Origin of the sequence: Nocardioides sp. GCM10028917 (assembly GCF_042666175.1) — a bacterium.
GTDB lineage: Bacteria > Actinomycetota > Actinomycetes > Propionibacteriales > Nocardioidaceae > Nocardioides.
The window spans coordinates 176192-189144 of record NZ_JBHTFL010000013.1 but is presented as its reverse complement, the minus strand read 5'-3'; the positions used below and the strand labels follow the sequence as shown (position 1 = coordinate 189144).

Sequence of the window (12953 nt, the reverse complement as noted above, 5' to 3'; positions counted from 1 at the left end):
CACGTGCGCCGACCCTGCCCGAGGTTGCACCGGGGCCGAGGGAGGCCGAGGCGTCAGCGCGGGGCGTCGGCGGTGAGGATGATGGTGAGCCGGTCGCGCTTCATCACGCCGACGGCCGGCGCCGTGCGCTTGATCCCCAGGTCGAGCGCGAGCTGCTTGCCGGCGGCCTTGAGCCGGGGCGGGAAGTAGACGGTGCTGGTGGGGATGAGGCCCTGCCAGTTGTCCTCGCCGACCACGGCCCAGCCGACACCGGTGGCCTTCGCGGCGGTCGCGGCGGCGAGCCCCCGGATGCCGGAGTTGTTGTAGACCTCGACGTAGACCTCGCCCCGCTTGACCTGCGGCTTCGGCTTGGGCTCGGGCTTCGGCGTCTCGGCCGCCGTCGGGCTCGGCTCGGCGCTGGGCGTCTGGTCGGCGCTGGCGATCGTGGCCGTGTCGACGCGGCGCTCGGTCGGCGCCTGGTCGCGGGTGGCGACGAAGGTGATCGAGGCCATCGCGACGGCGAGGACCGACAGCATCACGAGCGGGGACGGGAAGGCCACGCCGCGCTCGTCACGACGACGGGCCGCGGATCGGCCGGGGCTGGGGAAGGAGGCCATGGGGAAGGTGACCAATCGTGAGTGGGCGGTCCGTGGAGGTGAGAGGTGGTGTCAGATCTCGAACCCGAGGCGGCGCGCCGAGCGCTGCCGCTGCCGGGAGGCCCGCAGCCGGCGGAGGCGGCGTACGAGCAGCGGGTCGGCCTCGAGCGCCTCGGGACGGTCGATCAGCGCGTTGAGGACCTGGTAGTAGCGGGTGGAGGACATGTCGAACTTCTCGCGGACGGCCTGCTCCTTGGCGCCGGCGTACTTCCACCAGTGCCGCTCGAACTCGAGGATCTCGCCGTCGCGCTCGCTGAGCCCGGCAGCGGTCTGCTGCTGGTCTGTGATGTGCTCGGCTGCGTCCATCGCCATCTCCTCCTCGACCCCACACCACCCGTGACCGGGTGGACGAGGACGAGTCTAGGCGACGAACGACAACGATGTCATTCGCCTCCGGCGAGTCGTCTGGACAAAACCTGCGGCGGACTCGTGGCGCGCGCCCATGGCCTCGTGGGGCTCCCCTGGACGGAGTGACCGGGACACCGCGGGGTGGTCTGTGCCTCACCGCTCGTCGCTAGGGTTGCGGGCGTGAGTGGAGCTCCGCAGGCAGACCTCGTCATCGTGGCCAACCGGCTGCCCGTGGACCGGGTGCGCCAGCCGGACGGCTCGGTGTCGTGGCGGCCCTCCCCCGGCGGGCTCGTCACCGCGCTCGAGCCGGTGCTCCGGGCCAACGACGGCGCGTGGATCGGCTGGCCGGGCTCGGCCGACGAGGACGACGGTTTCGAGCCGTTCGAGGAGAACGGCCTCTCCCTCATCCCCGTCGCGATGAGCGCCGAGGAGGTCGAGGAGTTCTACGAGGGCTTCTCCAACGGCACCCTCTGGCCGCTCTACCACGACGTCGTCGCCAAGCCGGAGTTCCACCGCGAGTGGTGGGACTCCTACGTCACGGTCAACCAGCGCTTCGCCGACCGGGCTGCCGAGGTGGCGGCCGAGGGCGCGACTGTGTGGGTGCAGGACTACCAGCTCCAGCTGGTGCCGCAGATGCTGCGCGCCCTGCGGCCCGATCTGCGCATCGGCTTCTACCTCCACATCCCCTTCCCGCCGGCCGAGCTCTTCTCCCAGCTGCCGTGGCGCCGCCAGATCCTCGAGGGGCTGCTGGGCGCGGACCTGATCGGATTCCAGCTGCCGGGTGCGGCCGCCAACTTCGTACGCCTCGTGCGCAGCCGGGTGGGCCACAAGACCCACCGCGACACCATCTACCTCCCGGACGGTCGGCCCGTGAAGGCGACGGCGTTCCCGATCTCGATCGACACGGCCGGGTTCGAGGAGCTGGCCCGCTCTGAGGCGGTCGAGGAGCGGGCCGCCGAGATCCGCGAGGCGCTCGGCAATCCGCGGCGGATCTTCCTGGGCGTCGACCGGCTCGACTACACCAAGGGCATCTACTCGCGGCTGCGGGCGTTCGGCGAGCTGGTGCGCGACGGGCACCTCGACGTCGAGGACGCCGTCTTCGTGCAGGTCGCGACGCCGTCGCGTGAGCGCGTGGAGCAGTACCGCATCCTGCGCGACGACATCGAGATGCTCGTCGGGCGGATCAACGGCGACCACGGCAAGATCGGCAACCCGGCCATCCACTACCTCCACAACTCCTACCCCCGCGAGGAGATGGCCGCGTTCTACCGGGCGGCCGACATCATGGTGGTGACGCCGTTCCGCGACGGGATGAACCTCGTCGCCAAGGAGTACGTCGCCTGCCGGTTCGAGGACGACGGCGCACTGGTGCTCTCGGAGTTCGCCGGCGCGGCCCAGGAGCTGCGGCAGGCCTGGCTGGTCAACCCCTACGACATCGACGGCATGAAGTCCGCGCTGCTCGAGGCCTTCGCCGCGGACAGGAAGGAGACCTCCCGGCGGATGCGGGCGATGCGGAGGACCGTCGTCCAGCACGACGTGTCCAAGTGGGCCGCCGACTTCCTGCGCGAGCTCGAGGCACTGCCCGAGCACCACGACAAGACGGTGCGCGAGCCGCGCTCGCGCTGACCGCCTCCCCGCTCGGTTCAGGCGGGGGGGCGTCGTGACGGTGCGGTCTCGCCCTGGGCGACCATGATCGCCTCGATCTCGTCCACGAGGTCCGCGCCCAGACGCGGCCACGTCGGGTCGTAGCCGTAGACCTCCCCGAGACCAACCGCGGACCGCGTGCCGTCGAGGATGTCGATGTCGCGGGGCGCGATCAGGCCGGGGTGGACGACACCGATCGCCTCGGAGACCTTCATCAGGTCTCGTCGCAGCGAGCGGATGTAGTTGGCCGCCCGGACGCTCTTGAGGCCCACGTCGAGGCCGCGCGTGTAGCGGGGATTCTGCGTCGCGATGCCGACCGGGCAGTGGTCGGTGTGGCACTTCTGGGCCTGGATGCAGCCGATCGACATCATCGCCTCGCGGCCGACGTTGACCATGTCGGCGCCGAGCGCGAACGCGACGACGGCGTTCTCCGGGACGCCGAGCTTGCCCGCCCCGATGAACACGACGTCGTCGCTGAGGCCAGCGGCCGCGAACCTGCGCCAGACCTCGCTGAAGCCGATGCGGAACGGGTAGGCCACGGAGTCGGCGAAGATCATCGGCGCCGCACCCGTGCCGCCCTCGCCCCCGTCGATGTTGACGTAGTCGACACCGCGCGTCCCGGACGCCATCTCCTCGACGAGCTCGTCCCACATCGTGACGTTGCCGACCGCCGACTTGATCCCGACCGGCAGACCCGTGGCCTGCGCCACGGACTCGACGAAGTCGAGCATGGAGTCGATGTCGTGGAAGACCGTGTGGCGGCTGGGTGACGCGCAGTCCTTGCCCTCCTCGATGCCCCGGATCTCGGCGATCTCCCGGCTCACCTTCTCGGCGGGGAGCATGCCGCCCAGCCCGGGCTTGGCGCCCTGGCTGAGCTTGACCTCGATCGCGCGCACCGGCGCCGACTGCACCACGTCGACCAGCCGTGCCATGTCGAAGCGGCCGTGCTCGTCGCGGCAGCCGAAGTAGGAGGTGCCGATCTGGAAGACGATGTCGCCGCCCTTGCGGTGGTGGGGCGAGAGCGCGCCCTCGCCGGTGTTCTGGAAGCAGCCGGCCATGGCCGCGCCCTCGTTGAGCGCCTCGATGGCCTTGCCCGACAGGGAGCCGAAGCTCATGCCGGAGATGTTGACGACCGAGGAGGGCCGGAAGGCGTGCGCACGACCGCGCGCGGCGCCCATCACCTTGGCGCAGGGCAGCACGATCTCCTCCTGCGCGTGCGGCATCGTGGCCGCCCCCGGCCCGGTGAAGGTGCGGTGCTTGATGATCGGGTAGCCCTCGACCCGCTCGACGTCGTTGTCGGTGCCGAAGCCGAAGTAGTTGTTCTCCAGCTTGGAGCTGGCGTACACCCAGCGCCGCTGGTCACGACTGAACGGGCGCTCCTCGTCGTTGCTGGTCACGATGTACTGCCGCAGCTCGGGCCCGAACCTCTCCAGGAAGAAGCGGGCGTGCCCGATCACCGGGAAGTTGCGCAGGATCGCGTGCTTCGTCTGGATCAGGTCGTGCACGGTCGTCCCGGCCGCCGCCGCTGCCGTGCCACCGAGGATGGCGTACCTCCACTTCATGATTCGTTCCTAGCCCTCCCGCGACGCGTTGTCGAGGACGGACCGTCCCGATGGAGGGGGTCAGGCGAGCTCGCCGCGCGCGATGCTCACCCCTGAGTGGGTGGGGTCGCCATCGTTCGGCTCGACCGAGATGTCGACGATGCGGTAGCCCTCGTCGATGAGGTCCATCGGCACGGCGAACTCCCCCTCGTCCCCCGAGGCGAGCAGGCCGATCGAGATCATCCGCTTGCCGTCGACGTTGATCAGCCACACCTCGTGGACGCCCGGCTCGTCGCCGAGCTCGCTGGCGCTGACCCGGATGGTGAAGGTGTCGTCGGTCTGAACGGCGCTCGCCTCGCCGCGCTCGGCGTCGCTGTCGAGCGCGGTGAGGGAGGTCGCGGCCACGACGGTCCCGGTGTCCGTCGGGGGGACCGCCTCAGGAGTCTCGTCCGTCCCGGTGCCGAGGCGCCCGAGGCCGACGCCGGCGAGGAGGGCGAGCGCGGCGGCCACCCCGGCCAGCCACAGCGGTACGCCGCGTCGGCGCGCCGGCTCGTCGCGGACGGGCAGCGACACCGGCGGGGCGTCGCCCGACCGGACCTGCGCCAGCACCTGCGCGCGCAGCTCCGCAGGAGGCGGGACCAGGGCGTCGGAGCCGGCGCGGCGGCGTACGCCGGTGAACGCCGCAACCAGGGCCGCGCAGTCCGGGCACGTCTCCGCGTGGTCGCGCACGTCGGCGGGGCCGTCCGTGGGGTCGAGGGCGAGCCCGGCGAGCTGCTCGGGATCAGCGTGACTCATGGCGCACCCCCTCGAGCTGTTGGTGGAGCTTCATCAGGCCACGGCGGACGTGGCTCTTCACGGTACCGAGGGGCAGGCCGACCCTGTCGGCGATCTCGGCGTGGCTGCGCTCCTCCCAGAAGGCGAGGAACAAGATGGTGCGACGGGGGTCGGGCAGGTCCTCGACCGCCTGCCGGACGACGAGCCGCTCGGCGACCTCGTCGTCGGCGGCCTCGAGCGCCTCGTCATGGACGCCGGGGAGCGACACCACCGCAGCGAGCCTGTCGGCGTCGCGCGCCCGGGCGGCTCGTACGTCCGACACCTTGTGCCGTGCGATCCCCACCAGCCAGGCCGGCAGGGCAACGGGACTCGGGGTCAGCGTGTGCCGACTGCGCCACGCAGCGACGAACACCTGCTGGGTGACCTCCTCGGCGTCGTGGGGGTCGCGCAGGGCGCGCAGGGCGTAGGTGTGCACGAGCGCGGACCACCGGTCGTAGATCTCCTCCAGGGCCGCCTCGTCACCTGCGACGAGACGAGCGGCAAGGGCCTGGACGAGGTCGTCCTGCTCGTCCTCGTACGACAACGCCCCGGTCACCACCGGGACACCGTACCGGCGGGGCCCGCGGGCGGGGAACGGGATGATCGTCATCGTCGTTCCCCGCCCGTCAGGCGTCCGGCCGTGCCGCTTCCTCAGAGGTCGATCGGTCGGAGCACCCGGTCGATGCCGTGGGCGACCTGCTTGTTGCCCTTGTTGAGGTCGAGGGCCTTGAGCACGGCCTTCGGGTCCTGGGCGTTCTTGTCACGGTCCTTGAGCGTGACGCTCACGCTCGGCTTGGTCTTGACCTTGACGGTGATCTTGCCGCCCTGGGCGGTGGTCAGCTTGGCGCCGTCGGCCTTGAGCACCTTGTTGCTGGTGAGCGTCTGGCCCGGCACGACGTGGTAGAGCAGGATCGTCTCGATCGTGTCGACACCGGCGAGCTCCACGAGCGCCTCGAAGAGCTTCTTCTCGCCCTTGATGGTCTTGCCGGTCAGGTCCTCGGCCAGCAGGCGGAAGGCCTGGTCGGTGGGCGCGAAGGCGGTGACCCGCTTCGAACCGTCGGCGAGCACGGTCACCGGGGAGCTCGGCTTGGCCTTGGCCACGGCCAGGACCGCCTCGGTGACGATGTCGAAGTCGTTCTTGTTCTTGTCGAACGTGTTGCCGTCGGAGGTGAGGAGGGCCGCGAGGCTGTCCTCACCCGGCGCCATGGCGGCGCTGGCGGCGGGGGCCGTGGCCTGCACCGCGCCCAGTGCGAGGGCGGAGGCGGCGAGGATGGCGGGAACGCGTCGCTTCATGAGGAAGGTCCTTCCGTCTGGGGCGCCCGTTGGCGCCCATCACCCTCTTCTCCGGACGAACCCCCCGACTGGATGCACCTGTCGGGAAACTTTCTCCCCGTAGATTCCCTCCATGGACCTCATCCCCAAGCCCGACCAGGTGGTCGCCGCGGCTGGCAACGTCGCGCACACGCTGCTCTACGGCGGGCTGGCCGACCTGCGGCCGATGCCCCGGACGCTGATCGACGACGGCGAGCTGCGCGAGGTCTACCACTACCGACCGGTCGCGGGCGTCCCCCGGACCGGCGACCCTGTGCTGCTGGTGACGCCGCTCGCTGCGCCCTCGCTGTGCTTCGACCTGCGCCGCGACTGCTCGCTGGTCGAGCACCTCGTCACGCAGGGGCGTCCCACCTACCTGCTGGAGTACGGGCAGGTCTCCTTCAAGAACAGGTCGCTGGGCATGGAGCACTGGGTCGACGAGGTGCTCCCCGAGGCGGTCCGGGTCGTCAGCGAGCACGCGGGCGGCCGCGGGGTGCACCTCGTCGGCTGGAGCCTCGGCGGGATCTTCACCCTCCTCGTCGCCGCCGATCGGCAGGACCTGCCGATCGCCTCGATCACCGTCGTCGGGTCCCCGGTCGACGTGACCAAGGTGCCGCTCGTCGCGCCGGTGCGGCCGCTGCTCAACCTGACCCAGGGCAGGGGCGTCATCACGCGGGCCTACCGGGCCCTGGGCGGCGTACCGACCCCCCTCGTCAACTGGGCCTTCACCGCCGCCTCCGCGCAGAAGGTGCTCACCAAGCCGCTCGCGGTGCTGACCCACCTCGACGACACCGACTACCTCGCCCAGATGGAGGCGGTCAGCCGCTTCATGTCCAACATGACGGCCTACCCGGGCCGCACGTTCGGGCAGCTCTACCACCGCTTCGTCAAGGGCAACGCCCTCGCCACGGGGCACATGGAGATCGGCGACCGGACCGTCGACCTCGCAGCGATCTCGGTGCCCACGCTGGTGTTCGCGGGCAACACCGACGGCATCGCCCCGCTGCCTGCCGTGCGCGCTGTGGTGCCGCTGCTGACCGGCTCGCCCCAGGTGCGTTTCGAGGTGGTGCCCGGCGGCCACCTCGGCATGCTCACCGGGCGCGCCGCCCGGTCGACGACGTGGACCGCGATCGACGAGTGGGTGGACGAGTGGTCGCGCGGCCCGCTGCCGGCGAAGCCGTCGGCGAGCTCGATCGGATCGAACCCCTCGCGTCGCTACGGGTCGGCGAGCTCCCGGTCGCTGGGTGGACGGTGAGCACGTCTGTCGACGCGGGGCGGCTGCCGCTCGGCGTACGCATCGGCTATGGCAGCGGCTCGGTCGCGACCGGAGCGTTCGGCACGGTGCCGGGCCTGATGCTCCTGCCCTACCTCACCGACGAGCTCGGCATCGCCGCGCTGTGGGCCGGCGTGATCGTCTTCCTGCCGAAGGCGTGGGACGTCGTCCTCAACCCGATCGCGGGGCGGGTAAGCGACCGCACGATCGACCCGGCCGGCCCCCGACGCCCGTGGCTGGTCCGCGCCGGGCTGATGCTGGCGGGAGCGTTCGCGCTGATCTTCGCCGCACCCGACCTCGACAGCCGGTGGCTCGAGGCCGGGTGGGTGCTCGTCTTCTTCGTGCTCGCCGCATCGGCGTACGCGTTCTTCCAGGTCCCCTACGTCGCCATGCCGGCCGAGATCACCACGTCCTACGACGAGCGCACACGTCTGATGACCTGGCGGGTCGCGATCCTGGCCTTCACGATCATGCTGGCCGGTGCGACGGCCCCGGTCATCCGCGACGCGATCGGCGGGCGCGACGGCTACCGGGTGATGGGCGTCGTGATGGCCACGGTCATCCTCGTCGGTGCCCTCGCCGCCTGGTGGGGCACCCGGCACGCGCCGATCGGGGCGGTGGGCGCGGGCGCCGGCACGCTGCGCCAGCAGCTGCAGGTGGTCTCCCGGGCGCGCGACTTCCGGGTGCTGCTCACCACCTTCGTCCTGCAGGCTCTCGCGACCGGGTGCATGCTCGCCGGCGTCGCCTACGTCGCCGAGGACCTGCTGGGTCGCTCCTCGGCGGCCACCATCCTGTTCGTCTGCTTCGTCGGGCCGGCGCTGCTGCTGACACCGCTGTGGGCCCGGTGGGGCGAGCGCGTCGGCAAGAAGCAGGGCTACGTCGCCTCGTCGCTGCTCCTCGCCGCCGGCGCCGCCCTCGCCGTGCTGGCGCGGGGCGGCAACGACGTCTGGACGTTCGTGGCGACGGGCCTCGTCGGCGTCGGCTACGCCGGCTGCCAGGTGTTCCCGATGGCAATGCTTCCGGACGTCGCCGCGGTGGACGCCGCCCGGACCGGGGAGAACCGGGCCGGGGTCTACACCGGCGTCTGGACGGCCGGCGAGACGCTCGGTCTCGCCCTGGGCCCCGCGCTCTTCGCGCTGATGCTCGCGCTCGGTGGCTACCTGTCGAGCGAGGGGCGTGACATCAGCCAGCCCGACTCCGCACTCACGACCATCGCCCTGGGTTTCTCCATGGTGCCGGCGGTCCTGACGGTGCTCAGCCTGTGGTGGCTGCGCCAGTACACCCTCGACCCCGCCCGGGTGGCGGCGGCGGAAGGAGCAGTCCCGTGACCGACGCGATCCAGAGGCTCGCCGCCCTGCAGAGCCGGGACCTGCCGGTGCACGGAGGCCGCACGCTGGCCTACGTCTACGACTCCGGCGACCCCGAGGTCGATCGCGTCGCCCGGGAGGCGGTCGCGGCCTACGCCGCCTCCAACGCGCTCGACCCGACGGCGTTCCCGTCGCTGCTGCAGATGGAGAACGAGCTCGTGGGCTTCGCCTGCGGCCTGCTCGACGCTCCGGCGTCAGCGGTCGGGACGGTCACGTCGGGCGGCACGGAGTCGATCCTGCTGGCGGTCCAGGGTGCCCGCGACAGCCGCCCGGACGTCGTACGTCCGCGGATGGTGCTGCCCGCCACCGCGCACGCCGCCTTCCACAAGGCCGCGCACTACTTCGGCGTCGAGGCCGTCCTCGTGCCGGTCGGGCCGGACTTCCGGGCCGACGCCGCGGCGATGGCCGACGCGATCGACGACGACACGGTGCTGGTCGTGGCGAGCGCACCGTCGTACGCGCACGGGGTGGTCGACCCGGTGACCGAGATCGCGGCAGCCGCGGCGGCACGCGGGATCCGGTGCCACGTGGACGCCTGCATCGGCGGGTGGGTGCTGCCGTACGCCGCCCGGTTGGGGCGCCCGGTGGGGCCGTGGACGTTCGCCGTCGAGGGCGTCACCTCGATCTCCGTGGACACCCACAAGTACGCCTACGCGCCGAAGGGCACCTCGCTCCTCCTGCACCGCGACGCGGCGCTGCGCAAGCCGCAGTTCTTCGCCTCCGCGACGTGGCCGGGCTACACGATGCTCAACGCCACGACGCAGTCGACCCGCTCGGGAGGCCCCGTCGCCGGCACGTGGGCCGTCGTCGAGCACATCGGCGACGACGGCTACCTCGCGCTCGCGGAGCGCGCCCTCGCCGCGGTCGACGCCATCGTGGCGTGCATCGAGGGCGAGCCGGCGCTCCGGCTGGTGGTCGCGCCGGACTCCACCCTCGTGACCCTGGCGACCGACGCGTCCTGCGACCCGTTCACCCTGACCGACGAGCTGGTGGCGCGCGGGTGGTACGTCCAGCCCCAGCTGTCCTTCGGGGACGACGGGCCGACCATCCACCTGTCGGTGAGCGCCGGCACGCACGCGCACGTCGAGGAGTTCGCCTCGGCGCTCTCCGACTCCGTGGCGGCGGCGCAGGCGGCCGGCCCGGTGGCCGTCGACCCCGGCGTGGTCGGCTTCATCGAGGCGCTCGACCCGACCGCGCTCGGCGACGACGACTTCGACGGCCTGCTCGCCGCGTCGGGCCTGGTCGGTGAGTCCGCAGACGGCGAGCTCGAGCTGCCGAGCCGGATGGCGGAGGTCAACGCGATGCTCGACGTCGCGTCGCCCGCCATGCGGGAAGCACTGCTGGTGGCGTTCCTCGACCGGCTCCAGCGACCGGTCCGCAGGGCCGATCGATGAGCGCGCTCGCCGGACTGGTCGAGAAGGGGCTGGTGGCCCCCGACTGGGCCGAGGCGCTCGCGCCCGTCGACGACCGGATCGCGGCGATGGGTGGGTTCCTGCGCGAGGAGGTCGCCGCCGGTCGCGGCTACCAGCCCGCGGGCGACCTGGTGCTGCGGGCGTTCCAGCGCCCGCTGGCCGACGTACGCGTCCTGGTCGTGGGGCAGGACCCCTACCCCAACCCCCACCACCCGATCGGCCTGAGCTTCGCCGTCGAGCGGCACGTGTGGCCGCTGCCGCCCAGCCTGCTCAACATCTACGTCGAGCTGCGTGACGACCTCGGGATCGTGCCGCCGCGTCACGGTGACCTGTCGGCGTGGGCCGACCAGGGCGTGATGCTGCTGAACCGCACCCTGACGGTGCGGCCGGGCGACTCCAACAGCCACCAGGGCAAGGGCTGGGAGGCGATCACGGAGCGGGCCATCACCGCGCTCGCCGAGCGCGGCGGGCCGTGCGCCGCCATCCTGTGGGGCCGTCACGCACAGAAGCTCAAGCCGCTGCTCGGCGACATCCCGTCCGTGCAGTCGGCCCATCCCTCGCCGCTCAGTGCCCGACGCGGGTTCTTCGGGTCCAGGCCCTTCAGCACGGTCAACCGGCTGCTCGAGGAGCAGGGTGCGGAGCCGGTCGACTGGACCCTGCCGGCGTACGACGACATCCCGGCGAGGTAGTCGCACCGCCCTCGTCGACCTCTTGCCGGTGGACCATCGAGGGAATATAGTTGAACCAACAACTATTAAGGATGCCATGACCACTCCCATGCCCGCCCTGTACATCGGCCACGGTGCGCCGCCGCTGCTCGACGACCCGATCTGGTCCGGACAGCTCGCGGCGTGGGCGCAGGACCTGCCGCGCCCCAAGGCGATCCTCATCGTCTCGGCGCACTGGGAGTCGGCGCCGGTGAGCCTGACGGCCAGCGGCGCGCCCCTGGTCTACGACTTCGGCGGGTTCGCGCCGAAGTACTACCAGATGACCTACGAGACCCCAGACGCCACGGCGCTGGCCCAGCGGGTCGTGGCGATGATGCCGAGCGGCGAGCCCGTGCACCAGCACGTCTCGCGCGGGCTCGACCACGGCGCGTGGGTGCCGCTGAAGATCATGTACCCCGAGGCCGACATCCCCGTGCTCCAGATGTCGCTCCCCACCGACGACCCGCACCGCCTGATGAGGCTCGGCGAGCGGCTGCGCCCGCTGCGCGAGGAGGGCGTGCTCATCATCGGCTCGGGCTTCCTGACCCACGGCCTGCCCTTCCTCGAGGAGTTCCGCATCGAGGCGGCCGCTCCCGGCTGGTCGGTGGACTTCGACCTCTGGGCCGCCGACGCCCTCGCGCGCGGTGACGTGGACACGCTGTCCGCCTACCGGTCGAAGGCGCCCGGCATGCCGTACGCCCACCCGACCGTCGAGCACTACACGCCGCTGTTCGTGACCCTCGGCGCCGCCACGGCCGCCGACGACCCTGGCATCCAGGTCATTGACGGCTACTGGATGGGTCTGTCGAAGCGGTCCATCCAAGTGGCCTAAGGTCGGGATCGTGCGCGTCCTCTCGATCCAGTCCCACGTCGCCTACGGCCACGTCGGCAACTCCGCAGCCGTCTTCCCGCTTCAGCGCCTGGGCCACGAGGTGTGGCCCGTCCTGACGGTGAACTTCTCGAACCACACGGGCTACGGCGCGTGGCGCGGGCCGCTGATCGCAGCCGAGGACGTGGCTGCGGTGATCACCGGGATCGGCGAGCGGGGCGCGTTCGAGACGTGCGACGCGGTCCTCTCGGGCTACCAGGGCTCGCCGGAGATCGCCGACGTCATCGCCGACGCGGTCGCGCAGGTGAAGGCGGCGAACCCGGACGCGACGTACACCTGCGACCCGGTCATGGGCAACGCCACGTCGGGCTGCTTCGTGAACCCGGCGATCCCGCCGAAGTACCGCTCGACGGTGATCCCCGTCGCCGACGTGCTGACGCCCAACCAGTTCGAGCTCGGCTTCATCACCGACCGTGACGGCCTGAGCGGCCCGTCGTCGCTCGACGACATCCTGTCCGCCGTCGAGGAGGTGCGGGGTCTCGGCCCGTCGACCGTGCTGGTCACCTCGGTCGACCGCGAGGGAGCGGACGACGACGTCATCGAGATGCTCGCGGTCACCGCCGACGGCGCCTGGCTCGTCACCACCCCGCGCCTGCCGATGAAGGCCAACGGCTCCGGCGACATCACCGCAGCGCTGTTCACCGCCCACCTGCGGACGACCGGCTCCCCCGCCGACGCCCTCGCCCGGACCGCGTCCTCGGTCTTCGCCGTCCTCAAGGAGACCCTCGACTCCGGCGAGCGCGAGCTGCGCCTGATCGCCGCCCAGGACGCCATCGCCTCGCCGGCCAACGAGTTCGCGGTGCAGCAGGTCCGCTGACGCTTCACCATGGGATGTCGCGGAGCACGTCTCTTCCCTCGGTCAACCAACATGGGGAAGCGCGCATCGGTCGACATCCCCTGGTGAAACAGCGAGGGCGATGGAGCCGGTGACAGGAGTCGAACCCGCGACATCTTCTTTACAAGAGAAGCGCTCTACCAACTGAGCTACACCGGCGTGCGCCCGAGGGCGCGGC

13 protein-coding genes and 1 tRNA gene are annotated in these 12953 nt (G+C 71.5%); 7 read left to right on the top strand and 7 right to left on the bottom strand.

The features are described from left to right. Positions 1 to 53: 53 nt before the first annotated feature. Both ACFQW6_RS21015 and ACFQW6_RS21010 read right to left on the bottom strand, forming a co-directional pair. The gene (locus ACFQW6_RS21015) at positions 54 to 539 is read right to left on the bottom strand and encodes a LytR C-terminal domain-containing protein (protein ID WP_378550235.1); all 486 of its coding nucleotides are present in this window, start codon (positions 537 to 539) and stop codon (positions 54 to 56) included. Between the two features lie 108 nt (positions 540 to 647). After that, a complete protein-coding gene (locus ACFQW6_RS21010; RefSeq protein WP_378550232.1) occupies positions 648 to 941 on the bottom strand; it encodes a DUF3263 domain-containing protein in 294 nt (97 codons plus the stop codon). A 222-nt stretch (positions 942 to 1163) separates the two neighbouring features. Here ACFQW6_RS21010 and ACFQW6_RS21005 point away from each other — a divergent pair, with 222 nt between their 5' ends. Continuing rightward, complete coding sequence (locus ACFQW6_RS21005) at positions 1164 to 2609, top strand: trehalose-6-phosphate synthase (RefSeq protein ID WP_378550229.1); 1446 nt, start codon at positions 1164 to 1166, stop codon at positions 2607 to 2609. A 17-nt stretch (positions 2610 to 2626) separates the two neighbouring features. Here ACFQW6_RS21005 and ACFQW6_RS21000 read toward each other — a convergent pair whose 3' ends face one another. The 4 genes from ACFQW6_RS21000 to ACFQW6_RS20985 are packed head-to-tail and all read right to left on the bottom strand — an operon-like array spanning position 2627 to position 6274. Further along, entirely contained in the window at positions 2627 to 4189 is a 1563-nt protein-coding gene (locus tag ACFQW6_RS21000; RefSeq protein WP_378550226.1) for a glutamate synthase-related protein, read from the bottom strand. A 60-nt stretch (positions 4190 to 4249) separates the two neighbouring features. Further along, a complete protein-coding gene (locus ACFQW6_RS20995) occupies positions 4250 to 4963 on the bottom strand; it encodes an anti-sigma factor domain-containing protein (RefSeq protein ID WP_378550223.1) in 714 nt (237 codons plus the stop codon). Next, positions 4950 to 5591 carry an RNA polymerase sigma factor gene (locus tag ACFQW6_RS20990; RefSeq protein ID WP_378550220.1) on the bottom strand — a complete coding sequence of 214 codons (642 nt, stop codon included), beginning with the start codon at positions 5589 to 5591 and terminating at the stop codon, positions 4950 to 4952. Before ACFQW6_RS20990 ends, ACFQW6_RS20995 begins: the two co-directional genes overlap by 14 nt. 41 nt (positions 5592 to 5632) lie before the next feature. Continuing rightward, a complete protein-coding gene (locus tag ACFQW6_RS20985; protein WP_378550217.1) occupies positions 5633 to 6274 on the bottom strand; it encodes a fasciclin domain-containing protein in 642 nt (213 codons plus the stop codon). A 112-nt stretch (positions 6275 to 6386) separates the two neighbouring features. Here ACFQW6_RS20985 and ACFQW6_RS20980 point away from each other — a divergent pair, with 112 nt between their 5' ends. The 6 genes from ACFQW6_RS20980 to pdxY all read left to right on the top strand — a co-directional run bounded on the left by ACFQW6_RS20980 (position 6387) and on the right by pdxY (position 12757). Continuing rightward, positions 6387 to 7547 (top strand): alpha/beta fold hydrolase, encoded by a 1161-nt coding sequence (locus tag ACFQW6_RS20980; RefSeq protein ID WP_378550214.1) that lies wholly within the window; start codon positions 6387 to 6389, stop codon positions 7545 to 7547. Next, positions 7544 to 8893: an MFS transporter gene (locus tag ACFQW6_RS20975; RefSeq protein ID WP_378550211.1), complete on the top strand. Its 1350-nt coding sequence runs from the start codon at positions 7544 to 7546 to the stop codon at positions 8891 to 8893. Before ACFQW6_RS20980 ends, ACFQW6_RS20975 begins: the two co-directional genes overlap by 4 nt. After that, positions 8890 to 10326 carry a pyridoxal phosphate-dependent decarboxylase family protein gene (locus ACFQW6_RS20970; RefSeq protein ID WP_378550208.1) on the top strand — a complete coding sequence of 479 codons (1437 nt, stop codon included), beginning with the start codon at positions 8890 to 8892 and terminating at the stop codon, positions 10324 to 10326. The genes ACFQW6_RS20975 and ACFQW6_RS20970 overlap by 4 nt, the downstream gene beginning before the upstream one ends. Then, complete coding sequence (locus tag ACFQW6_RS20965) at positions 10323 to 11033, top strand: uracil-DNA glycosylase (RefSeq protein WP_378550204.1); 711 nt, start codon at positions 10323 to 10325, stop codon at positions 11031 to 11033. Before ACFQW6_RS20970 ends, ACFQW6_RS20965 begins: the two co-directional genes overlap by 4 nt. 76 nt (positions 11034 to 11109) lie before the next feature. Then, positions 11110 to 11883: a dioxygenase gene (locus ACFQW6_RS20960; RefSeq protein ID WP_378550201.1), complete on the top strand. Its 774-nt coding sequence runs from the start codon at positions 11110 to 11112 to the stop codon at positions 11881 to 11883. 10 nt (positions 11884 to 11893) lie between these two features. Continuing rightward, complete coding sequence (gene pdxY / locus ACFQW6_RS20955) at positions 11894 to 12757, top strand: pyridoxal kinase PdxY (RefSeq protein ID WP_378550198.1); 864 nt, start codon at positions 11894 to 11896, stop codon at positions 12755 to 12757. 101 nt (positions 12758 to 12858) lie between these two features. On the opposite strand, the gene ACFQW6_RS20950 is transcribed toward pdxY, so the two are convergent. Further along, positions 12859 to 12934, bottom strand: a tRNA-Thr gene (locus ACFQW6_RS20950). Between the last annotated feature and the right edge of the window lie 19 nt (positions 12935 to 12953).